Consider the following 21,788-nt stretch of genomic DNA (forward strand, 5'->3'; position numbering starts at 1 on the left):
TCATCCTGACGAAGGAAGGATCTTATCACGCTAGAACAACCTGCGGTAGAACTGTTCTAGGCCAGTCGTTTCGGCGTGAGAAGATCCTTCCTTCGTCAGGATGACGGTAGAATTTGCTTAGCTCCCCTTGATCATATGAACTACCCCGAATACAAGCAGCCGCTCAACTATGGCCAGGTCGGCACCGATATCCTGGCGTGGTGGAAGCAGAACGGCATCTTTGAGAAGAGCGTGAGCACCCGCGAGGGGCAGCCTACGTTCGTGTTTTATGAAGGTCCGCCTTCGGCCAACGGCGCCCCCGGCATTCACCACGTGATGGCCCGGACGGTGAAGGATATCTTCTGCCGCTACCAGACCTTGCTGGGCAAGCAAGTGCACCGCAAAGGCGGCTGGGACACGCACGGCCTGCCCATTGAGCTGCAGGTAGAAAAGGAGCTAGGCATCACAAAGGAGGATATCGGCAAAAAAATCAGCATTGAGGAGTACAACCAGCGCTGCCGCGAAACCGTGATGCGCTTCAAAGCCCAGTGGGACGACCTCACTGAGAAAATGGGCTATTGGGTTGACCTCGACGACCCTTATATCACCTTCGAGCCCGAGTACATCGAGAGCTGCTGGGCCCTGCTCAAGAAGCTCTACGACAAGGGCTTGCTCTACAAAGGCTACACCATTCAGCCTTACTCGCCAGCCGCCGGAACTGGCCTAAGCTCGCACGAGCTAAACCAGCCCGGTACCTACCGCGATGTAAAGGACACGACCATCGTGGCCCAGTTCAAGGTAATGCGCAACGAGAAATCGGAGGTGCTGTTCAGCAATGTCAAGATAGACGAGGTGCCGCTGGCGGCCTTGTATGGCGATAGTGCGTCGGAGCCGGATGTGTACATCCTGGCCTGGACGACTACGCCCTGGACGTTGCCGGCCAACACTGGCCTAGCCGTTGGTAAAAACATCCCGTACGTGCTGGTGAGCACCTTCAACCCCTACACCTACGCCCCCGTTCGGGTGGTGCTGGCGGAGGCGTTGGTAGGAAAGTACTTCTCGGAGAAAGGCAAAAACGCTTCGTTTGAAGACTTCAAGCCCGGCGACAAAGTACTGCCCTGGCGCATCGAGAATACTTTTAAAGGCTCCGACCTAGTAGGCATCAATTACGAGCGCCTGTTCGGTCAGGATAAAGGCTTTCCGGCTTTCGAGGGTGAGGAGCGCGCATTCCGTGTGATTCCTGGCGACTTCGTGACCACCGAGGATGGTACCGGCATCGTGCACATCTCGCCCACATTTGGCGCCGACGACTTCCGGGCCGCTCAGCAGGCTGATGTGCCCGCGCTGATGGTAGCCGACGATGAGGGCAAGCTAGGCCCCATCGTGGACCGTACTGGCCGCTACGTGCAGCAAATGGGCGAATTTGGGGGCCGTTGGGTGAAAAACTATGATGGCCACGACCAGAGCGGTGCCGACTACAAAACCCTTGACGAGAGCATTGCCATCCGCATGAAAGGCGACGGCACGGCCTTCAAAGTGGAGAAGTACGAGCACACCTACCCGCACTGCTGGCGCACCGATAAGCCTGTGCTCTACTACCCCCTGGACTCTTGGTTTATCAAGACCACGGCGGTGAAAGACCGGCTCATCGAACTCAACAAAACCATCAACTGGCAGCCCGCCAGCACTGGCACCGGCCGCTTTGGCAACTGGCTCGAAAACCTGGTAGACTGGAACCTGAGCCGCTCGCGCTACTGGGGCACGCCCCTACCCATCTGGCGCACCCAGGATGGCACGGAGGAAATCTGCATTGGCTCTGTAGAGCAGCTAAAGCAGGAGATTGACAAGGCTGTAGCGGCTGAAGTCATGACCCATAACCTCTACGCCAACGGGGAGAAAATGGACTTGCACCGCCCCTACGTGGACGATATCTTCCTAGTATCGCCCTCCGGCCTGCCCATGTACCGCGAAACCGACCTCATTGACGTGTGGTTTGATAGCGGCGCCATGCCCTACGCCCAGTGGCACTACCCGCTGGAGAACAAGGAGAAGTTCGAGAAGAACTTCCCGGCTGATTTCATTGCTGAAGGCGTAGATCAGACCCGCGGCTGGTTCTTTACCCTGCACGCCCTGGCTGTAATGCTGGAGGACTCCGTGGCCTACAAGAACGTGATGGCCAATGGCTTGGTGCTGGACAAAAACGGCAACAAGATGAGCAAGCGCCTCGGCAACGCCGTGGATCCGTTTGCTACCATCAGCCAGTTTGGCCCCGACGCTACACGCTGGTACATGATTGCCAACGCCCAGCCCTGGGACAACCTCAAGTTTGACCTCGCCGGCATTACGGAGGTGCAGCGCCGCTTCTTCGGCACCCTGTTCAATACCTACTCGTTCTACGCCCTCTACGCTAACCTCGACGGCTTCCAGGCTCGCGAGTTTGACCGTGTGCCGTACACGGAGCTAAGCGAGCTGGACCGCTGGATTCTAAGCAAGCTGCAGTCGCTGATTGTGGAAGTGCGCGGCTACTACGATGGCTACGACCCCACGAAAGCTGCTCGCGCCATCCAGGATTTCGTGACTGATCAGCTCTCCAACTGGCACGTGCGCCTCTCGCGCCGCCGTTTCTGGAAAGGCGAGCTTAGCACTGATAAGCGCGCCGCTTACGAAACCCTGCAGGAATGCTTGGTGGTGGTTTCGCAGCTCATGGCTCCTATTGCGCCCTTCTTCGCAGAATGGCTGTACAAGAACATGACCGACGGCATGCGCGAGGAAGCGGTGGCTAAAAACACGCCGCTGGCCCCTGAATCGGTGCACCTCACACTGTTGGTGCAGGCCGATGAAACCCGCATCGATAAGGCTCTGGAGGAGCGGATGGAGCTAGCCCAGCGCATCTCCTCGCTCACGCACTCCCTGCGGAAGAAGTCGGTGCTGAAGGTGCGCCAGCCCCTGCAGCGCATTCTGGTGCCGGTGTTCAACGAGAGCACGCGCGAGCAAGTAGGCAAGGTAGAAGACCTAATCTGCGCCGAGGTGAACGTGAAGCACGTGGAGTTCCTCGACGATACCAGCGGCGTGTTGGTGAAGTCGGTGAAGCCTAACTTCAAGCGCCTAGGTCAGCAGTACGGTGCCAAACTGAAGGCCGTAGGTGCCCGCATTCAGCAGATGACGCCGGAGGAAATCAGCACGCTCGAAAAGACTGGTCAACTGGCTGTAGAAGTAGATGGCGAAGCCCTTACGCTGGCTCCCGACGACGTGGAAATCCGTACCCAAGACCTGCCCGGCTGGCTCGTTGCAACTGACGGCCCCCTGACAGTAGCCCTCGACGTGACCCTGACCGACGAGCTACGCCAGGAAGGCGTGGCCCGCGAGTTGGTGAACCGCCTCCAGAACCTGCGCAAAGACAGCGGCCTGGAAGTGCAGGACAAAATCCGCGTGACGCTAGGCCACCAGCCCGATCTACAAGCCGCCGTGCAGTCCTTCGGCGACTACATCCGCGAAGAAGTGCAGGCCCTAGCCCTGAATTTCGCCCCGGACCTGAACGGTGGTTCTGTCTTGGAGTTCGACGAGTACACCGTGCCCGTGCAGTTGGAAGTAGCCAACAGCTAGTGGCCTAGGACACTCGTAAAACTCAAAAAGGCCGCGCATCAACTGATGCGCGGCCATTTTTGTGATTTGATTAGAACGTCATTCCGATGGACCGTCATTCCGAGCGCAGTCGAGGAATCTCGCGTGCTGACGTCCGAATTACTACTGCAACATCAGCACGCGAGATTCCTCGACTGCGCTCGGAATGACGGTCTAGTTTTAGCCTAATCTTACTTCACCTCACCATCAGCTCCTCCCGTTTCTCCTCTTTTAGTTTCTCTGAGAGCACGCGGTACACGTACCGGCCTGGCACCAGGTGAATAGCCAGAACGTCGTCAGAAGGCCGCAATTCGTGGGTGTAAACGGGCGAGATATCCTCGCGCACGGCCAGCTCCGACTGTAGGTATAGCTGGAGCATCCGGCGGCCGGTGGTGGCGGTGGGCTTGAAGGGGCGTACATCCAGGGAAACCGGCTGGGCATTGGTAGCATCGGAATAGGGCAGGGGCAACTGAGCCAGATCGAGATTATTGCGCACTACCAGGTCGTTTTCGGGATAGGGAGAGAGGCGTTTACCCTTGCGCAGTTGGTACACTACTTGGGCCGTGCCGATGGGTACTGCCGCTAGGCCACTCCGCGCCTCGTTGCTCATGCGCGCTTGATTAACGCTCAGGATGCGCCAGCCTGTGAGGTCGATGAGTTGCTGGGCCATCCACTTTTTATCGACCTGACTGGGCATAACCAAACGGTTGATGTGGGCTCCGCCGCCGTACACGAACACCTTGGCGGCCGGGTCGTGGCGCACTGCGTTGTACAGGTTGGTAGCTTCACCTAACTCCCGTTCCTTCTGGTCGCGGGTAGCTTCGTAGGCCACCAGGGTAAAGCCCATCCGACGGGCCGTGCGGATCATGTTGGCGTACGTGGCCTCGCGTGTATAGAAACCGGCTTTCAGGGGCAGCGGGTTGAGAGTGTTGGCGGCCGTGTCTTCCAGCGTTTCCAGGGCCAGATACCGGAAGCCTTGCTGATATAGCCCTGGCAGCAAGGCGGCGGCCAGCGCCCGGTGGCGGCCAAACGTGTGCGATTCATTCAGCATCACCACCTGCACGCCGGCTGTTTTCCGCAGGATTTCTGGTACCGCGTCCACGCTCACCAGCGTATCGGTGGGGGCGGAGTTGGGGCGGTGGGTGGTATCCGTGGGGGAGATGGGCGCCGGAATTCGCACATTGTTCCAGCCCTGCTGCTGGAAATATTCCACCGAATCGGTGTTGCCGGCCATGGCGTGATACTGCTGCAGCATCTGCCAGAGCATGCCATCAATACTGGGGTCATTGCCCGCGCTGGGAGCGTGTCGGCTCTGGGCCAGTGCCGACAGCGGGGCCAGATAATCCCCGTTGGGCCGACTCAGAAAGGCATCATTCGCCAGCCTTACCGGCGACACCACCCGCGGCCAGCGCCCCTGCTGCACCGAAGGAAACGTGAACGTCACGAACTCCGCGTCCATCTCATAGCTGCGGTCTTTTATGGAAGTATCGGCGCGCGAGCTGGCTTCATCTGTGGCAATGAGGTACAGCCAGCCCTGGTTATCGGGCAAGGGCGCGGCGTATTCCATCAGTAAATCCGCGCCGACAGTGCCGGTGTGCTGGAACCGTCCCGTGCCGTTTTCCTGAAAACCCAGAGCGCGCCAGTTGGGGTTTCCGGTTATCCGCAGGCTGCGCAGACGGTACGTAGGCGTGAGGTTAGTTTGGCCGGTAAACAGCACCGCTGACTGCCGCCGCGACAGGCCTAGCTGCTTTAGCCGCGCCTTTGTCACGTCGTCGGGTTTATTTTTGGGGTGCAGTTCCAGGTCGTAGTCACCGTTGAGCAGCAGGCTGGTGTTGAGCTGGCGGTTATAAAACGTGGTAGTCATGGTGTGCTGCAACTCGTTGCTGCGAGTGAGCGGATGCGGCGTGGCGCAGGCTCCTAGGCCTATAGTCAGCGCAACCAAGGATGCCCTGAGCGGCAGATGCGAAAGCGGATTCTGGCTGATTAACATAGCTATAGCAGATGAAATGATATAATGCTGGAATGTATAACTAAAAATTTAGTTTAGTATTGCTTCAACTGATATTCTCATCTCACTACTCTCCAGAAGACGTTCCTTTTCAAAGCCAGTAGCGGCTGGTTTGGCCTTCTGCTTTAGGCGGAATCTGGCCCGTCAAAATCCTGCGGAAACTGCATGCGGTGGCGCGCCCGGAAAAACATTTGTTTGGAGTAAGTTTGTCGTTGAGAGAGCGTTTGGCATAACGCCGCACAAATCCTCGAAAAACGGGTTTAAATCGGCACAAAAGCCACCTCAGAACATATACCAACGGCGCAGAGGCTGTGGTGGGGCGCCACGCAGCGGAGTCAAAAATTCTGCGTCACTTTGTGCTTATGAAGTATTGGAAGTATTACCTGGTGGCCTTGCTGGTCATCCTCATTGATCAGCTCTCGAAGTGGGCGGTGCACACCTACATGGACCGTTTCGACGAGATTCATCTCATCGGCGACTGGTTTAAGCTGCATTACACCCTAAATCCTGGCATGGCTTTCGGGGTAGAACTGCCGCCTCCCTACGGTAAAATTCTCCTTACCAGCTTTCGATTGGTGGCCGTAACGGGCATCGCCTATTACATCTACAAGCTCTGGCAGCGCCACGCCCCGAAAGGCCTTATCACCTGCGTTTCCTTGATTCTGGGCGGTGCCATCGGTAACCTGATCGACTCCATTTTCTACGGCATCATCTACGATAATGCCCCCATCACGGCGCCCACGCCCTGGTTTCACGGGCAGGTGATTGACATGCTCTATGTGGATATCTACGAAGGCATCTTGCCCGCTTCCTGGCCCCTGGTAGGTGGCTCCCACCTCTCGCTGTGGCCCATTTTCAACATTGCCGACTCCGCCATCTTCGTAGGCGTGGCCCTCATTTTGATCTTCCAGAACCGCTTTTTTGCGCACCACGAAGATGATGCCCACCCCGTAGCCGCCGACGATACCGCCGCAGCCCAAGCCCACCACGACGCGGAAGCCTCAGAAGTGGCCTAGGGAAGCCTAAAAGCAACAAAAAAGGCCCGCTGGAATGATTCCAGCGGGCCTTTTTACGTCATGTAATGGCCTACAATGGCCAACTGTAGACCAAAAAAAAGTCATGCTGAGCTTGCCGAAGCATCTCTACCGCTTTGTTTCTCACCGGAACCGCGTCATCCTGACGCAGGAAGGATCTTATCACGTGTGAACGGGCTTGTAGGCCAGTCGTTCACACGTGATAAGATCCTTCCTGCGTCAGGATGACGTGCAAGGGTGGAAATTACTAATCCAATATCAGCACGCATATGCTTCTGTCCGTGGCTTGATGCGCCACCTGCTCAGCATGACGAGCGGCTAATGTGTCGTTCTAGGCCACTGTTTTACCACAGGTTATGCACCAGCGGCTTAATGCGTTGCTCGTAGATGCTGCGTACGGCGTCCATTTGCTCACCTGATAGCGCGGGTATCTCTGCGGCGTTGAGGTTTGACTCCAGCTGACTGGGCTTGGAAGCGCCGGGAATTACGCAGCTTACTTCGTCAAACATCAGTACCCAGCGTAGGGCAATAGGAGCGAGATTGGGCTGACCAGGGAACACCTTTTTCAGCTCTTCCACGGCCGCTAAGCCAGTCTCGTAGTCGACGCCTGCGAAGGTTTCGCCTTTGTCGAAGGCCGCGCCGTCGCGGTTGAACTGGCGGTGGTCGTCGGGGGAGAATGTGGTTTGGGGCGAGAACTTGCCGGTGAGCAGACCACTGGCCAGCGGCACGCGCACAATCAGGCCTACCTCGTGGCGCTTGGCCTCACTAAACAGCAGCTCTGTGGGCCGCTGCCGGAACATGTTGAAGATAAGCTGAATGGTGGTGACGTTGGAAAACGTGAGGGCTTTGAGGCCTTCTTCCACCTTCTCCACGCTCACGCCCAGGTTCAGGATCTTGCCTTCCTCCTTGAGTCGGTCGAATACCTCGAAGATTTCGGGGCGGTAGTACACCTCCGTGGGTGGGCAGTGCAGTTGAATCAGGTCCAGGGTTTCCAGCTGCATGTTGCGCAGGCTGGCCTCCACAAACTTGCGGATTGCCTCGGGCTGATAGGCCTCATTCACGTGAGGCTGCAGCTGCCGGCCGCACTTGGTGGCCACGTACACGCGCTCGGAGCGGTTGCGCACGAGGCGGCCCACGGCCTTTTCGCTCTGCCCGTCGCCGTACACGTCGGCGGTGTCAATGAAGTTGATGCCGCTATCCACGGCTTTGTTGAGGATGGCGTCGGCAGTTTCGTGGCTGAATGGGTCGCCCCATTTGCCACCTACCTGCCAAGTGCCCAAGCTAATTTCGGAAACCTCGAAGCCGGTTTTGCCCAGTTTGCGGTACTGCATATGTGTTGGTTGGGTTGAGTTTTAGGTTGTCATTCCGAGAGCCGCGAGGAATCTGGAGAGTGGCCTAGAGGTTGTTTAGGCCCCTACAAACCGTCATGCTGAGCGCAGTCGAAGCATCTCTACCGCTTCGTTGCTATTCTAGGCCAATGTTGAGTTAGCCAGAGGTAGAGATGCTTCGACTGCGCTCAGCATGACGTTTCTTTCAACTTTCTAAGCAGCTTTTGAGCTTCTAGGCCTGTTCCCAGATTCCTCACTTCGTTCGGAATGACATACGGTAGACTTGCGCCGCAAGCTACTGCCCGCCTGCCTATCTTTACTTTTTTCCGCCTCGTCTCCCGTCGCCGTGTCCCAGCCCATTCTTTCTGTTCGTAACCTGACCATCGACTTCTCCAGCCACCGCGGCGACACGCGGGCGGTGGAGAACATTTCGTTTGATCTGCGGCGGGGCGAGACGCTGGCCATTGTGGGCGAGTCGGGCTCGGGCAAGTCCGTGACGTCGTTGGCGCTGATGGGACTGATTCCGCTGCCGCCCGGTCGCATCACGTCCGGCGAGGCGCGGTTTCAGTCGGAGGCACTCGGGGAGGTGGACCTACTGAAGCTCTCCGAGGAGCAGCTGCAGCGCGTGCGCGGCAACGACATCGGGATGATCTTCCAGGAGCCCATGACCTCCCTGAACCCGGTGTACACCTGCGGCAGCCAGGTGGTGGAAGCCTTGCGCCTTCACACCACGCTTAGCGCGAAGGAAGCCGAGGCCCGCACCGTAGAGCTGTTCCGGATGGCTCAGCTGCCGCGCCCCGAAAAGATCTTCAGCAGCTACCCCCACGAAATCAGCGGCGGCCAGAAGCAGCGCGTGATGATTGCCATGGCCATGGCCTGCAACCCCGCCATCCTCATTGCCGACGAGCCCACCACGGCCCTCGACGTGACGGTGCAAGCCCGCATGCTCCACCTCATCGACGACCTGCGCCGCCAGCACAATACCGCCGTCATCTTCATCACCCACGACCTGGGCGTGGTAGCCGAAATTGCCGACCGCATCATGGTGATGTACCGCGGCCGGGTAGTGGAGCAGGGCCCCGTGCTCGACATCTTCACCAACCCCCAGCACCCCTACACGAAGGGTTTGCTAGCCTGCCGTCCAAAATTATCAGTTGGCAAAAAAAGATTGCCCGTAGTAGCCGATTTCATGCGTGAAACGGCCGATGGAGGCTTTATTGCTACTGAAACTGCCCCTGCGCAACTGCTTGCTAATGAAATTGGTGAACAAGGTGGCCTGGCCTCTCACAACAATAGTGAAACCACCAAAACGTTCCCCGTGGAACATCCTGTTTCACGCCCTGGAGCCCCGCATTTTGGCCTAGAAACGGCTCCCGGCCTAGAATCTGGCCAGCCTCTGCTGGAAACGCCAAGCGTAGGAGTTGATGCCGTATCCGAGATTGACGTGCCAACTACAGTAGCCTCGGAGCCGGCAGTGGCCTACGAAGCTGCGGAAGCTCCAACAGTGCCCGTTGCCGGCGCTAGGCCACTGCTGGAGGTGCGCGACTTGAATGTACACTTTCCCATCCGCAAGGGCTTCTTCAATCGCACCACCGAATTCGTGCGCGCCGTGGACGGCGTGAGCTTCGACATCTACCCCGGCGAGACGGTGGGGCTGGTGGGCGAGTCGGGCTGCGGCAAGACTACGCTTGGCCGCACGCTGTTGCGATTGGTGGAACCAACCTCGGGTAGTATTCTGTTCGAAGGGGTGGATTTGGCCAAGCTCCCAGCCGGGGAGCTCCGCCGCCGCCGCCGCGAGTTTCAGATGATTTTTCAGGACCCCTACGCTGCCCTCAATCCCATGCTGACGGTAGGCGAGGCCATCCAGGAGCCCATGCAGGTGCACGGCGTAGGCGGTACTCGCCAGCAACAGAAAGCCCGCGTAATGGAGCTGCTCCGGACCGTAGGCCTCAAGGAAGAACACTACCTCCGTTACCCGCACGAGTTCAGCGGCGGCCAGCGCCAGCGCATTTGTATTGCGCGGGCCCTGGCGCTCCAACCCAAGTGCATCATCTGCGATGAGTCCGTATCAGCCCTCGACGTATCGGTGCAGGCCCAGGTGCTCAACCTGCTCAACGACCTCAAGCAGGAGTTCGGCATCACTTACCTCTTCATCACCCACGACCTTTCCGTGGCCCGCTTCATGTCGGACCGGTTGCTGGTAATGCGCCAGGGGCAGATTGTAGAAAGTGGCCTAGCCGCCGACCTCTACGCTAACCCCCAGCACGAGTACACCCAGCAGCTGCTAGCCGCCATCCCGAAGGACGAACCCTCGGATATCCGGGCGGCCGTAGCCAGCCGGGCAGAAGCAGGAGTGGCCTAGCAGGCTAGCTAGCTTCCTTCGGATCAATAATCAGAACGTCATCCTGAGCTTGCCGAAGGATCTCGCGTGCTGACGTTGTCACAGTAATTGTGATGCTGAGCATGTGGCGCATCAAGCCAGGGACCGAAGCATCTCTACCGCTCCGTTGGATTAGCGTTGCAATATCAGCACGCGAGATCCTTCGGCAAGCTCAGGATGACGTGCGGGTGAACAGACAACTACTGTTTCTTTAAACCCCCGCGTAACGCAACCATAACCTTGCCGCGATAGGCGGAAATAGTTATTTGCCGATATATTCCGTATCATCTCTCAGAGGCGCCGTTTAGTCCCTCATTACCCTTACCCCGGAAAGCCTCGTATTGCTACTAGCTTTCCCACTTATCAACCCGCCGCCTGCGAAAAAGACAACCACTGGCGGCTCTTATTTTCTGATGAAAAGAGAAGACGAAGACGCCGCCCCCCGCGCCCCACGCGCGAAGGCGGCCCGTGGCGAAGAAGCCACCGCTGCCGCATCGGTATCCAAAGACCTCGTGTTTCGGATCTTCCGCGACAACCCCACCAAAGTACTGGCCTACCGCCAGCTCTCCCGCCGCCTCGGTGTCACTACCAAAGGGCAGCGCGAGGAGATATTCGACCACCTCAAAGCCCTCAAAAAAGCGGGCCTGATTACCCTACTCCAAAACGACGAGTACCGCCTCACGGACGCCGGTGCTGCCCAAGCTGCTACCGCTCCGGCCAGCAGCCGGCGGGCCCGCAACCCCGAGAACATGCCCGTGCCCGCCCGCCGTAGCGGCCGCCCTATCGAGACGGAATTCGGCCAAGACCCCGTGGTGCACCGTCGCCGCGAAGCCGGCTTTGACTTCCCCGATGCCGACGAGCCGGACACGCGCCGTAGGCCCGGTCGGGAGGGCGAGCAGACCATCATTGGTACGGTTTCCCTGGCCACCGACAAGTTTGCTTTCGTCATCAGTGAGGAGAGCGGCACCGATGTGCGCGTGTTTACTGACCGCCTCAAGTTTGCCATGCACGGCGACCTGGTGCGCCTACGCCTGCGCGGCTCCCGCGACGGCCGCCCCGTCGGTGATGTGGTGGAAGTGCTCAAGCGCGTGCGTCCCGAAGTGGTCGGCCGCCTGTATGTGAAGGGTGGCGTGGGCTTCGTGAAGCCGGATAGCCGCAAGCTGTACTTCGATGTGTTCGTGCCCTTCGAGAAGCTGCACGATGCCAACGACGGCGAGAAAGTGCTGGTGCGCATCACGGAGTTTCCGGAGGATAGCGCTGGCCGCTCACCCGTAGGCGAGGTGGTGCGCAGCTTCGGACAAGCCGGCGAAAACGAAGCTGAGATCAACGCCATCATGGCCGAGTTCGGCTTGCCCTTCGAGTTTCCATCTGAAGTAGAAGCCGAGTCGGAGTCTATTTCGGAGGTGATTGCTCATGCCGAGATTGAGCGCCGCCGCGACTTCCGCGACATCACGACGTTCACCATCGACCCGGCCGACGCGAAGGACTTCGACGACGCCCTATCTATCCGGAAGCTGGAGAATGACCACTGGGAAATCGGGGTGCACATCGCCGACGTGACCCACTACGTGCAGCCCGGTACCGAGCTGGAGCGCGAGGCCAAGCACCGCGCTACCTCGGTGTACCTCGTGGACCGCGTGATTCCGATGCTGCCCGAGCGCCTCTCCAACGGCCTCTGCTCCCTGCGCCCGAATGAGGACAAGCTAACCTTCTCGGCCGTGTTTGAACTCGACGAAAACGGCAAGCTCTACAACTCGTGGTTCGGCAAAACCATCATCCACTCCGACCGTCGCTTCGCGTACGAAGAGGCTCAGGAGCGCATCGAAGGACTGGAAGCCGATTACACCGAGGAAATTCAGCTGATGAACAGCATCGCTAAGAAGCTGTGCGCGGCCCGCTTCAAGCAGGGCGCTATCAGCTTCGAAACCCAGGAGGTGAAGTTCAAGCTCGATGAGAACGGCAAGCCGCAGGGCGTGTATGTGAAGGAGCGCAAGGACGCGCATAAGATGATTGAGGAGTTCATGCTGCTGGCCAACCGCAAGGTGGCCGAGTTCGTGTTCAAGCTCAAGAACCGCAAGCCGCGCTTCACGATGGTGTACCGCGTGCACGAAGCCCCGGACCCAGACCGCCTGCAGAACTTCGCTCTCTTCGCGAAGAAGTTTGGCCACAACCTCGACCTCACCAACCCTAAAAAGCTGAGCACCGAGCTCAACGATTTGTCGGAGACGGTGATGGGCCGCCCGGAGCAGAACGTCATCCAGACGCTGGCCGTGCGTACCATGAGCAAGGCCATTTATACGACTGAGCCCCTAGGCCACTTCGGCCTGGCCTTCGACCACTATTCGCACTTCACCTCACCCATCCGCCGGTACCCCGACATGATGGCGCACCGCCTCCTGGAGCACTACCTGGAGGGCGGCAAGAACGTGGAGGTCGGCCCGGTGGAAGAAGAGTGCAAGCACTCCTCTGAGCGCGAGAAACTAGCCGCTACCGCTGAGCGTGCGAGCATCAAGTACAAGCAGGTGGAGTTCATGTCGGAGGTTATCGGCGAGACGTTCACCGGTGTGGTATCGGGCCTCACGGAGCGCGGACTGTATGTGGAAATCGAGGAGAACAAGTGCGAAGGCATGGTGCGTCTCAACGAGATTCCCGGCGACTTCTTCGAGCTGGACCGCGACAACTACCGCATCGTGGGCCGCAACACCAAGCGCATTATCCAGTTCGGCGACGAGATGCAGGTCGTGGTAAAATCCGCCAACCTGCTCGACCGTACCATCGACTTCGAACTAGTAGATAACCGCCCCGACGCCTTAAAGCGCCGTGAGCAGGAAGAGCGCCGCATGGGCAGCAAGCCCCGCGGCTACCGCCCTGAGCGCAGCAGCGGTGGCGGCCGCCCCGGCGGAAAGTCTGGCGGCGGCAAGCGCCGCTAGGCCACCCCTGTCATTGCGAGAAGGCACGACATTCCGCGCATTAAGCGGCGTCAATCTTTCCTGCATCGAGCGCAAAACAATGGCTATCTGAAAGCCCTTACTTCCCTAGCGGAGGTAAGGGCTTATCATTTCTAGGGGCTTCACGCGTTGAGAAAAGGATTACTTCGTCGTGCCTCCTTACAATAATAGGAGCGGCTTAGATGCTGTCCATGGCACTACCCTAGGCCACTCCTCCATCCCAACCGACTCCTCCGTACCTTTCCCTTTCGAACCATATTCGTTTCTGTGGACCTGTCCCAACTCACCGACCGCCTCAACACTGGCCTAGGCCAGCTACGCTACGGCGAAGCGCCCGACGCGCTCTACGAGCCCATTCGCTACATCATGGCCCTCGGGGGCAAGCGCATTCGCCCGCTGCTCACGCTGCTCGGCGCCCACCTGTTCACCGATGATCTGGACCCGGTAGTTAAGCCCGCGCTGGCCACTGAAGTCTTTCACAACTTCACGCTCCTTCACGACGACCTAATGGACCAGGCGCCCCTGCGCCGGGGCAAGGCCACCGTGCACGAGAAGTGGAACCCCAATGTGGCCATCCTGAGCGGCGACGTGATGCTGGTGCGCGCCTACGAGCTTTTCCTGGACGTGAAGCCCGAGCTATTGGCCTACGTGCTGCGCCGCTTCTCCCAAACCGCCGCCGAAGTCTGCGAAGGCCAGCAGTGGGATATGAACTTCGAGACGGAAACGGAAGTCACTATTGCCCAATACCTCGATATGATCCGGCTGAAAACGGCCGTACTCCTCGGCTTCGCGCTGGAGCTGGGGGCCCTGATGGGCGGCGCTTCCCGTGAAGATGCCGACCACCTGCGCCAGTTTGGGGTAGGTATCGGGGTAGCCTTCCAGCTCCGCGACGACCTGCTGGATGTGTATGGCGACGCAGCCACCTTCGGCAAGCGCGTGGGCGGCGACATCCTGTCCGATAAAAAGACCTTCCTGCTGCTCACTGCTCAGGCCCAGGCCAACATTGCTCAGCAGGCCACTCTGGCTCGCCACGTAGGCCAGCCCGTAACGGATGCCGAAGCAAAGGTGCAAGCCGTGCGCGCTATCTACGATGAGCTCGAAATACGCCCTCAGACGGAAGCTCTCATCAATACTTACTTCCAGGACGCCCTGCAGCACTTGGAGCGAGTAGCGGCCCCCGCAGAGCGTAAAAAGCCCCTGCATCAGCTGGCTCTCCAACTCATGGACCGTGAGCAGTAGCCTTGGTAGGCCAGTTGTGGCCTACAGCAGTCGGTCTTTTCCCTTCTTTCTAGCTTCTTTCTAATGCTCAATCTAAGTCCTACCCTGGTGCTGGTCGCCCTCACCGTTAGTATTTCCATCTATGCCTGGTCTAATCAGGAGCTGATGGATAAATGGGTGCTCAACCCCTACGAAGTGCGCCGACGTGGCGAGTGGTATCGGTTCATTACGTCCGGCTTTCTGCACGCCGATCTAGGCCACCTGCTCTTCAATATGCTGGCGTTTTATTCCTTTAGCATGATTGTGGAACAGGTATTCGTGGGCTACTTCGGGCCCACGAATGGCATTCTATATTTCCTGCTGCTCTATCTAGGAGGTATCGTAATCTCAGATATTCCTACCTACCTGCGCCACCGCAACTATCCTGGCTACCGTAGTCTGGGTGCTTCGGGCGGAGTGGCTTCCGTTATCTTCTCGGCCATTCTGTTTGCCCCTACCTCCAAAATTGGCGTGTTTCCTCTGCCACCTAGCCTGGGCATTCCCGGCTTCATCTTCGGTTTCCTGTACCTAGCCTATTCGTACTACATGGGCCGTAAGCGGGGCGATAATATCAACCATGATGCCCACTTCTATGGCGCGCTGTATGGCCTGATCGTGACACTGGTGCTGATTCCCAAAGCCGGGCCGCATTTCTGGGACCAAATCAGAGGATTTCTAAGTTAATTAACTGATTATCAGTTAATTAACTATATTAATACATGGTATTGAATATCCATTTGCGGGAATGTGCGTAAAGAGTCTCTGAAAATCCCTTCACCTACTCTCCCTCAACCATGAATAAGCTTGCACCTTACCTAAACCGACTCTTTTTTGCAGCGCCTCTGCTGGCTCTCACTCTCCTTGTATCTTCTTGCAGCCGCTATAGCGCCGATGGCAGCCTGGCTACTTGGGGATACGTTCTCTTAGCGCTAGACGTGCTGGCGCTGTTTGATGTGTTCCGTCAGTCTTGGTCTATTGGCAAGAAAATCCTGTGGGCCGCTATCATCTTCTTCTTCCCCCTAGGTGGCCTCATCCTCTACTACTTCTTCGCTGGTCGGGGCAAAGCCTAACCGCTAAATCACTCCACAAAAAGGCCCGTCGCAGAAACTGCGACGGGCCTTTTTGTATTCTTTGAAGTGGCTCTCTACCTGACAAGGCGTTGCTTTTCTAAACGGGCAAGTTGCTTGATGAGCGCGCCAGAATTGGTTATCTCCGTCGCCTGCCAGTGGTCATCCTGCCGGCGCATTTTTACTTCCACTACCAAGGTAGTGTCGTACCGGGGTTGGCTAACCTCTAGGCCTACGATGGCCTGATCACCCTGTTCCCGGGTGTATTTGATGCCTCGGAACTGACTCCCTGGCCCGGCCACCGTACCCATCATACCCAGCACCGACAGATTCAATAGTCCCGCTGGGCGCGCCGATTCTCTAGCAGCAACGGCGCCGGTTTCAATGTACAGCTGCACTTCCTTCCGGGCCGCTTCCGTGAGCTGGGGCTTCAACAGCGGCAGAGCGTGCTTGAGTGCAAAGCCTCTTGGAATAAAGTTGTCCAGCTCCTCGCTCTGGGCCGCTACCTGATCCACTAGGTTCCCCGTAACGCTCCTGATATCCACGTAGCGCTCAAACTCCGCCATGTCGTGCGTTTGGGTGGCTTTGGCTGCCTGCATTAGTGAGAAGGTTGGGCTTTTGCTAAGGCTGCGGTAATACACATAGCCGCCTACAGCCAGGCCAAGCAGTATAAGTACCAGAATTACTCTCTTCATGTAAGCAATGGTAAAGTTGAAGTAGGACGGTTACACTAACGGTCCTAATGGGAATGAGTTGATAAGTGAATCTGAGTTCATTTTTTCCGTAGTAAGGCAATAGCAAACTCAACTTCTATGCCTCAAAACACATTCCCGGCTATACATGGCCACCGTGGCTGCCGTGGCCTACGCCCCGAAAATACGCTGCCAGCGTTTCGCCACGCGCTGGCTTTAGGGGTAGATGTTCTGGAATTGGATGTTGTCATCTCCGCCGATCGGCAAGTTGTGGTATCGCATGAGCCCTGGTTTTCCGCTGCTATTTGCCGCACTCCTGATGGGCTTCCTATCAGCCTCGAGACCGGGCTGCAGCACAACCTGTATGCCTTGCCCTACGCTACCATCCGGCAATACGACTGCGGTCTTACGCGCCATAAAAGCTTTCCGGAGCAGCAGACTGAGCCCGCCTATAAGCCCTTGCTGCGCGAAGTTTTTGAGGAGGTAGAACACTACGTAGCTATGCACACTCGGGCGCCCGTGGGGTATAGCATCGAGATAAAAAGCTCGCCTGCCGGTGCTGGAATATTTCACCCGTTGCCGGCGGAGTTTTTTGAATTGGTCTACGCTGAGATTGTTGCCGCCGGGGTAGGGGAGAGGACCACCCTTTTATGCTTTGATAAACGCATTCTGCAGGTAGCCAAAATGCAGGCACCGGGCCTTCCGCTTTGCTTGCTAGTAGAGGATGACCGCCCAGTAGAAGAGCACCTACAGGAGCTCGGATTTCTCCCTGCTGTTTACGGCATGCACCATCCCTTACTTACTACTGGCCTAGCAGATTTCCTGCGTGAGCAAGGAGTAGCCATTGTGCCCTGGACGGTGAATAACCCCGAGGACATAGTGCGCGTCCTGGCGTTCGAACCTGCCGGTATCACCACGGACTATCCTGATAGGCTCCTTGCTCTTCGGCACTGAACAGTTCGCTCCAATGATGTTTACTACACGGACTCAGTCGCGTTTGATGGTGGTGCTGTTAGTGGGCGGAAGTATATACCCTGTGTAATGCCTCGACAACAGTAAAGAAGGACTTGCTGCGGCTGAAATGGCTCTCACGAGCTATTTCAGCCGTTTTTCATTGTAACTGTTACGCCTTGTGATGTATGTTACATTGTTGTATTGTTACACTGTTCATAATGTAACGTGTTTCATTTGTAACATTGTTTATGCGTTACACTGCTTCAACTGTTCACTGTTACGTAACTATGTTTTGTATTTTGAAACACTTTTTACATATTTACATAACATAAAGTAACAACCTCGTTAGATGCCAAATCAAGGCGAAATACTCCAGGAAGCTATCAAAAACAGTGGTATATCCATCACGCGTATCGTGGAGGAGCTGGGTATTACACGTCCAACGATCTATCGTAAATTCAAAGAAGATACACTTGATTACGCTTTCGTAAAGCGTGTCGGTGATGTAATTGGACATGATTTTTCACATTACTTTACATCTTTACAACAAGCATCTCTTCCTTTTGTAACGCCATCTGTATCGAGTAGCGTTTCTCATAGTGTAACAACTAAGAGTGTTACACCTGCTTTGCCTGATTCAGACTTAACCAAGCAGCTTTTGGCCCTCCAGACGAAGTACATTGCATTGTTGGAAGCATATAATGAACTGCTGTTACGAGTGTATGGTCCTAAGTGACAAATTTGTTCCACGTGAAACATTTTTGTTTGCTGTCTAGTAGTCGCCGCGCCTGACAAGAGCTTTACAACAACAGGTGGGCAGGTGGAAAAACAATCACCACAACGGGGTGAGGTGACAGCATAAGAGCCGTGGTTCATGGCTGCTGGTCTCATCAAAGAGCAGGCCTAGTCAGGCTGCTTGCTTATTCAAACACAGAAGCATTACACGTACCAATCAGGCTGTCTTTATGCCCTCTCAAGTGCTACCAGAAGTGCGCGGTGTCTCGTATTCACGGGTTACCCTTACCGAGCTGATGATTCCTTCTTATGCCAACTTTGGCGGGAAGATCCACGGAGGTATTCTGCTCTCCCTAATGGACAAGGTGGCCTACGCGGCAGCTTCAAAACATGCCGGTAATTACTGCGTGACCGTGAGTGTGGATGGAGTCAATTTTCTGCAGCCGGTGGAAGTGGGAGAATTGGTTTCCTTACTGGCATCCGTGAACTACGTCGGACGCACTTCTCTGCTCGTCGGCATTAAGGTAATAGCCGAGGATGTGCGCACGGGAACAGTGAAGCATACCAATACTTCCTACTTCACTATGGTAGCCAAGGATGATGAAGGCAAGCCCACTCAAGTCCCCAAGCTCCTGCTGGAGACACCCGAGGATACCCGCCGATTCTTTGAGGCCATCAAGCGCCGGGAGTTCAATGCCCAGTACCGAGAGGAGTTCAACAATGCATTGACTCAGATAGCCGCAGTGGAGCAGATGGGCCTCCTGCAAAATGAGCGGTGCCAAATAGGCTACTGAGCAGCCCCAAGAGGTCAGCAGTCAGATGAAGATTTAAAGCTTACCTGAAGTCGTTAACCAAGCTGAAGTAGGGCAGAGTCAATGCGCAATGCGACTGAGCTACTCGAGTGCGAGTACCGAAGATGAGCTGAGAGCTTGCCAAAGAATAAGTCCTGCCAAACTAGCGCAGAGAATGTAGCTGCTTTAGCGGGCCTTGGAGCAAACAGGAACAGAATGGCAAAAGGGGGTAGAGGCCTAGAGGAACACAACCTCCTTAATTACTTCTTCGCCAACCTCTGCATTGATGATTTCCAGCACACGGGTCTTGGCCATGAAGAGTTCATGCTTAAGCGGGGCAGAAGTTAGCCGCACGAAAAGCTTGCCGTTGCTGACATAGACCTCCTGAGTCTTCATCGCAACTGCCTTGCCCATTACCTTCTCCCAGCTGGCCACTACTACTACCTCATTCAATTTGCCCTGCAGACGGTAGGCTTTCAACAAAGCCTTAATCCCATCCTTCAGCGGCACGATATCCGACTTACGAGAATTTTCTGGTGAATAAGGTTTTTTAAAAGCCATTTTAGTAAAATAACGCGCGAAGGAAAGCCTCCTTTTAAAGGTCGAAAGTGGCGTAGCGCAAAGATAAGTCCAAGCTGGGCTAAAGCAGAGTCACGACCCCAGAGTCAACCCGAAAACGCCGGATATCTTCGGAGAGGGCAGAGAGGATTTGATAGGTACGCTCTAGGTGAGTGTCCGTCAGGAATATCTGCCCGAAAGTTTGATTAGCTACCAACTGCATAAGGCGAGTGATGCGCTTCTCGTCCAGACGGTCAAAGATGTCATCAAGAAGGAGCAGGGGCTTGTGCTGCTTGCGCGCGGCCAGGATTTCGAACTGTGCCAGCTTGAGCGCAATGGCAAACGACTTCTGCTGGCCCTGCGAGCCATAGCCTTTAACCGCTAGGCCATTCATAAGAAACGTCACGTCGTCGCGGTGAGGGCCCGTGGTGGTGCGTTGCAACATAAGGTCTTTGCGTTCCTGCAGTCGGAGGAGCTTAAGAAAGTCGGCGCCAGGAAGCTCACTCTTATAGGTAAGCGTTACTACCTCGCTACCATCAGCAAGCTGCTCGTAGTGGCGCTGAAATACGGGCTCAAACTCCTGTAGAAATTCCTGACGCTTACGAACCAGCTCCTCACCAAGCGGAGCCAACTGTTCATCCAATACCAACAGGTAGTCCCGGTCGTAGCCAACTTGGCGGTCGGTGGCCAACTTGAGCAGGGAGTTGCGCTGCTTGAGCAGATGCGAGTACTTAATCAGTAGTTCTAGGTACTCATGATCGAGCTGCGAAATTAGGCTGTCGAAATACTTGCGCCGTTCCTCGCTGCCTTGCCTGATCAGGTCAGTATCGTAGGGAGAGATAAGAACTACCGGGAAGCGGCCGATATGATCGGAGATACGGTCGTAGGCCTGCTTATTGTGGAGCACCGATTTCTTCTGGCCGGCACGCAGGCTGCACTGGATCAATTCCGTTTTTGCTTCTGCTTCCAGTTGAAACTTGCCCTTCACCACAAAGAACTCTTCGCCTTGTTTTATGCTTTGAACATCAGAAGTGGTAAAGGCACTCTTAGTGAGCGACAAGTAATGAATGGCATCTAGCAGGTTGGTCTTGCCGCTGCCGTTGTCGCCCACAAAGCAATTGATGTGAGGGGAGAGTAAAAGGTTTGCCTCGTCGTAGTTCTTAAAGAACAATAAATGCAGCGTTTCTAGAATCATGCGCGGTTCGGAATTGCAATCCTTTTACGTACTTTCGCATCCCAAACGCGAACAACCGAGAGCAAGATGGCGGAGACGAAAGTAAAGGCTGCCTCCAAGGCTTCCAATTCGACGAAAAAATCGTCGACCCCTAACGCTGCATCCTCTAAGGACACCAAAACGGTGAAGCAGCCTGATCCGGTGTTGCCGCCAGCGAATGCTGAGGCAGCCGCCGCAACCCATGCCCCCAAGGCTACCCAGCCCGTTACTCCTGAGTTTCCGAAAGAAACGTATCTGCAGTGGTATCAGCAGATGCAGCTCATTCGCAAGTTTGAGGAGAAGACTGGTCAGCTATATGGTCAGCAAAAAATTAAAGGCTTCTGTCACCTCTACATCGGCCAGGAGGCTTGTGTAGCAGGTGCTGTGTCAGCCCTGACGAAAGACGACAAGTGGATTACCGCTTATCGTGACCACGCTCATCCGCTGGCTTTGGGTACTTCCCCTAACGCCATCATGGCCGAGATGTTTGCCAAAGCTACCGGCTGCTCTAAAGGCAAAGGGGGCTCCATGCACATGTTCGATAAGAACGTGAACTTCGTAGGTGGCCACGGTATCGTGGGTGCTCAGGTACCTATGGGTGCTGGCATTGCCTTCGCCGAGAAGTACAACAAGACCGGCAACCTCTGCATCTGCTACATGGGTGACGGTGCTGTGCGCCAAGGTGCCCTGCACGAGGCCTTCAACATGGCCATGCTGTGGAAGCTACCCGTAATCTTTGTGGTAGAGAACAACGGCTACGCCATGGGTACCTCGGTGCAGCGTACTTCTAACGTGACGGAGCTCTACACCTTGGGTGAGAGCTACGACATGCCATCGGAGCCCGTGAATGCCATGAACGTAGAGGATGTGCACAACGCCGTGGCCAGTGCCGCTGAGCGTGCGCGTGCAGGCGAAGGCCCCACGTTCCTGGAGTTCAAAACCTACCGCTACAAAGGCCACTCCATGAGTGACCCAGCTAAATACCGCACGAAGGAAGAACTGGAAGACTACCGCTCCCGCGACTCCATCGAATCGGTACGCCACACCATCCTGACCCATAACATGGCCACGGAAGAGGATCTGGCGGCTATCGATGAGAAGATCAAGGCGCAGGTACAAGAGTCCGTAGAGTTTGCTGAGAACTCGCCGTACCCAACCCCCGACGAGCTGTACAAAGACGTGTACGTACAGCAGGACTATCCGTACATCCGCGACTAGTACGC

The 21,788-nt window shown here is 56.3% G+C and carries 16 protein-coding genes; 11 read left to right on the top strand and 5 right to left on the bottom strand.

Features of this window, described 5'->3' with window-relative positions; genetic code table 11:
* The first annotated feature begins 135 nt into the window (after window positions 1-135).
* Window positions 136-3,582 (top strand): isoleucine--tRNA ligase, encoded by a 3,447-nt coding sequence (gene ileS / locus CFT68_RS17990; RefSeq protein WP_088844957.1) that lies wholly within the window; start codon window positions 136-138, stop codon window positions 3,580-3,582.
* Between the two features lie 214 nt (window positions 3,583-3,796).
* Here the strand turns inward: ileS and CFT68_RS17995 are convergent, their stop codons facing one another.
* Window positions 3,797-5,590 carry a hypothetical protein gene (locus CFT68_RS17995; RefSeq protein WP_141106614.1) on the bottom strand — a complete coding sequence of 598 codons (1,794 nt, stop codon included), beginning with the start codon at window positions 5,588-5,590 and terminating at the stop codon, window positions 3,797-3,799.
* Window positions 5,591-5,970: 380 nt separating this feature from the next.
* Between CFT68_RS17995 and CFT68_RS18000 the strand changes: the two genes are divergently transcribed.
* The gene (locus tag CFT68_RS18000; RefSeq protein WP_088844959.1) at window positions 5,971-6,624 is read left to right on the top strand and encodes a lipoprotein signal peptidase; all 654 of its coding nucleotides are present in this window, start codon (window positions 5,971-5,973) and stop codon (window positions 6,622-6,624) included.
* Between the two features lie 362 nt (window positions 6,625-6,986).
* Here CFT68_RS18000 and CFT68_RS18005 read toward each other — a convergent pair whose 3' ends face one another.
* A complete protein-coding gene (locus CFT68_RS18005; protein WP_088844960.1) occupies window positions 6,987-7,973 on the bottom strand; it encodes an aldo/keto reductase in 987 nt (328 codons plus the stop codon).
* A gap of 343 nt (window positions 7,974-8,316) precedes the next feature.
* On the opposite strand from CFT68_RS18005, the gene CFT68_RS18010 reads away from it, so the two are divergent.
* The 5 genes from CFT68_RS18010 to CFT68_RS18030 all read left to right on the top strand — a co-directional run bounded on the left by CFT68_RS18010 (window position 8,317) and on the right by CFT68_RS18030 (window position 15,625).
* Window positions 8,317-10,332: an ABC transporter ATP-binding protein gene (locus CFT68_RS18010; RefSeq protein WP_088844961.1), complete on the top strand. Its 2,016-nt coding sequence runs from the start codon at window positions 8,317-8,319 to the stop codon at window positions 10,330-10,332.
* Between the two features lie 431 nt (window positions 10,333-10,763).
* Window positions 10,764-13,280: a ribonuclease R gene (rnr, locus tag CFT68_RS18015; RefSeq protein WP_088844962.1), complete on the top strand. Its 2,517-nt coding sequence runs from the start codon at window positions 10,764-10,766 to the stop codon at window positions 13,278-13,280.
* Between the two features lie 285 nt (window positions 13,281-13,565).
* Window positions 13,566-14,537 carry a polyprenyl synthetase family protein gene (locus CFT68_RS18020; protein ID WP_088844963.1) on the top strand — a complete coding sequence of 324 codons (972 nt, stop codon included), beginning with the start codon at window positions 13,566-13,568 and terminating at the stop codon, window positions 14,535-14,537.
* Window positions 14,538-14,600: 63 nt separating this feature from the next.
* Window positions 14,601-15,239 carry a rhomboid family intramembrane serine protease gene (locus CFT68_RS18025; RefSeq protein WP_088844964.1) on the top strand — a complete coding sequence of 213 codons (639 nt, stop codon included), beginning with the start codon at window positions 14,601-14,603 and terminating at the stop codon, window positions 15,237-15,239.
* A gap of 110 nt (window positions 15,240-15,349) precedes the next feature.
* Entirely contained in the window at window positions 15,350-15,625 is a 276-nt protein-coding gene (locus CFT68_RS18030; RefSeq protein WP_088844965.1) for a PLD nuclease N-terminal domain-containing protein, read from the top strand.
* A 74-nt stretch (window positions 15,626-15,699) separates the two neighbouring features.
* Here CFT68_RS18030 and CFT68_RS18035 read toward each other — a convergent pair whose 3' ends face one another.
* Complete coding sequence (locus CFT68_RS18035) at window positions 15,700-16,317, bottom strand: DUF2939 domain-containing protein (protein ID WP_088844967.1); 618 nt, start codon at window positions 16,315-16,317, stop codon at window positions 15,700-15,702.
* Between the two features lie 117 nt (window positions 16,318-16,434).
* Here CFT68_RS18035 and CFT68_RS18040 point away from each other — a divergent pair, with 117 nt between their 5' ends.
* From CFT68_RS18040 to CFT68_RS18050, 3 genes are all read left to right on the top strand, one after another.
* The gene (locus tag CFT68_RS18040) at window positions 16,435-17,268 is read left to right on the top strand and encodes a glycerophosphodiester phosphodiesterase family protein (protein ID WP_088844969.1); all 834 of its coding nucleotides are present in this window, start codon (window positions 16,435-16,437) and stop codon (window positions 17,266-17,268) included.
* Between the two features lie 349 nt (window positions 17,269-17,617).
* Entirely contained in the window at window positions 17,618-18,004 is a 387-nt protein-coding gene (locus tag CFT68_RS18045) for a helix-turn-helix domain-containing protein (RefSeq protein ID WP_088844970.1), read from the top strand.
* A gap of 229 nt (window positions 18,005-18,233) precedes the next feature.
* On the top strand, window positions 18,234-18,797 hold the full coding sequence (locus tag CFT68_RS18050; RefSeq protein WP_245815436.1) for an acyl-CoA thioesterase: 564 nt from the start codon (window positions 18,234-18,236) through the stop codon (window positions 18,795-18,797).
* A 234-nt stretch (window positions 18,798-19,031) separates the two neighbouring features.
* On the opposite strand, the gene CFT68_RS18055 is transcribed toward CFT68_RS18050, so the two are convergent.
* Together CFT68_RS18055 and recF are read right to left on the bottom strand one after the other, a co-directional pair.
* Window positions 19,032-19,355, bottom strand: coding sequence for a DUF721 domain-containing protein (locus CFT68_RS18055; protein WP_088844973.1), 324 nt, complete (start codon window positions 19,353-19,355; stop codon window positions 19,032-19,034).
* Window positions 19,356-19,434: 79 nt separating this feature from the next.
* Entirely contained in the window at window positions 19,435-20,547 is a 1,113-nt protein-coding gene (gene recF / locus CFT68_RS18060) for a DNA replication/repair protein RecF (protein ID WP_088844975.1), read from the bottom strand.
* Window positions 20,548-20,613: 66 nt separating this feature from the next.
* Here recF and pdhA point away from each other — a divergent pair, with 66 nt between their 5' ends.
* The gene (gene pdhA / locus CFT68_RS18065) at window positions 20,614-21,783 is read left to right on the top strand and encodes a pyruvate dehydrogenase (acetyl-transferring) E1 component subunit alpha (RefSeq protein WP_088844976.1); all 1,170 of its coding nucleotides are present in this window, start codon (window positions 20,614-20,616) and stop codon (window positions 21,781-21,783) included.
* The last annotated feature ends 5 nt before the right edge of the window (window positions 21,784-21,788 follow it).

This window comes from Hymenobacter gelipurpurascens (genome assembly GCF_900187375.1).
Classification (GTDB): domain Bacteria; phylum Bacteroidota; class Bacteroidia; order Cytophagales; family Hymenobacteraceae; genus Hymenobacter; species Hymenobacter gelipurpurascens.

Excerpts from the sequence above, each read along its gene's own strand:
- ileS (WP_088844957.1), top strand. The coding sequence starts at position 136 with ATGAACTACCCCGAATACAAGCAGCCGCTCAACTATGGCCAGGTCGGC.
- CFT68_RS17995 (WP_141106614.1), bottom strand. The coding sequence starts at position 5,590 with ATGTTAATCAGCCAGAATCCGCTTTCGCATCTGCCGCTCAGGGCATCC.
- CFT68_RS18000 (WP_088844959.1), top strand. The coding sequence starts at position 5,971 with ATGAAGTATTGGAAGTATTACCTGGTGGCCTTGCTGGTCATCCTCATT.
- CFT68_RS18005 (WP_088844960.1), bottom strand. The coding sequence starts at position 7,973 with ATGCAGTACCGCAAACTGGGCAAAACCGGCTTCGAGGTTTCCGAAATT.
- rnr (WP_088844962.1), top strand. The coding sequence starts at position 10,764 with ATGAAAAGAGAAGACGAAGACGCCGCCCCCCGCGCCCCACGCGCGAAG.
- CFT68_RS18025 (WP_088844964.1), top strand. The coding sequence starts at position 14,601 with ATGCTCAATCTAAGTCCTACCCTGGTGCTGGTCGCCCTCACCGTTAGT.
- CFT68_RS18030 (WP_088844965.1), top strand. The coding sequence starts at position 15,350 with ATGAATAAGCTTGCACCTTACCTAAACCGACTCTTTTTTGCAGCGCCT.
- CFT68_RS18035 (WP_088844967.1), bottom strand. The coding sequence starts at position 16,317 with ATGAAGAGAGTAATTCTGGTACTTATACTGCTTGGCCTGGCTGTAGGC.
- CFT68_RS18040 (WP_088844969.1), top strand. The coding sequence starts at position 16,435 with ATGCCTCAAAACACATTCCCGGCTATACATGGCCACCGTGGCTGCCGT.
- CFT68_RS18045 (WP_088844970.1), top strand. The coding sequence starts at position 17,618 with ATGCCAAATCAAGGCGAAATACTCCAGGAAGCTATCAAAAACAGTGGT.
- CFT68_RS18050 (WP_245815436.1), top strand. The coding sequence starts at position 18,234 with ATGCCCTCTCAAGTGCTACCAGAAGTGCGCGGTGTCTCGTATTCACGG.
- CFT68_RS18055 (WP_088844973.1), bottom strand. The coding sequence starts at position 19,355 with ATGGCTTTTAAAAAACCTTATTCACCAGAAAATTCTCGTAAGTCGGAT.
- recF (WP_088844975.1), bottom strand. The coding sequence starts at position 20,547 with ATGATTCTAGAAACGCTGCATTTATTGTTCTTTAAGAACTACGACGAG.
- pdhA (WP_088844976.1), top strand. The coding sequence starts at position 20,614 with ATGGCGGAGACGAAAGTAAAGGCTGCCTCCAAGGCTTCCAATTCGACG.